The sequence below is a fragment of the Dickeya sp. ws52 genome (genome assembly GCF_007210685.1).
GTDB lineage: Bacteria > Pseudomonadota > Gammaproteobacteria > Enterobacterales > Enterobacteriaceae > Dickeya > Dickeya chrysanthemi.
In genome coordinates this window covers 1-454 of sequence record NZ_SZVX01000060.1, presented here as the reverse complement: position 1 = coordinate 454, position 454 = coordinate 1, and the positions used below count along the sequence as shown (strand labels likewise).

Here is a 454-nt window from a genome sequence, read left to right as displayed (position 1 = left end):
GAGTATTTTGAGAGACTCGAACAACACATGAATTCACATTCATATGCCGTCGTTTCAAATTATTCAGCTTGTTCCGGATTGTTAAAGAGCAGAATACTTCGCAGCATACTGTTGCCAGTACACTCTGAAGTCATTCGTAAATGGTGGAGCTATGCGGGATCGAACCGCAGACCTCCTGCGTGCAAAGCAGGCGCTCTCCCAGCTGAGCTATAGCCCCATAGAATGCAACACGTAAACCTTTACCCGTAATTTCTTCTGAGACAAGGCGTGGAATAACGACGCATACATCAGCATGCGAGTCATTTCACAACGCAGTATCAGGAGAAATTTGGTAGGCCTGAGTGGACTTGAACCACCGACCTCACCCTTATCAGGGGTGCGCTCTAACCACCTGAGCTACAAGCCTATAAGGTTTTACTGCTCATCTTCTTCATCAGACAATCTGTGTGGACAC

Annotated in this window: 2 tRNA genes; both read right to left on the bottom strand. The window is 46.9% G+C overall.

The features are described from left to right. Positions 1-141: 141 nt before the first annotated feature. Positions 142-217 (bottom strand) — tRNA-Ala (locus tag FDP13_RS21510). Positions 218-329: 112 nt separating this feature from the next. After that, positions 330-406: transfer RNA gene (locus FDP13_RS21505), tRNA-Ile, on the bottom strand. Between the last annotated feature and the right edge of the window lie 48 nt (positions 407-454).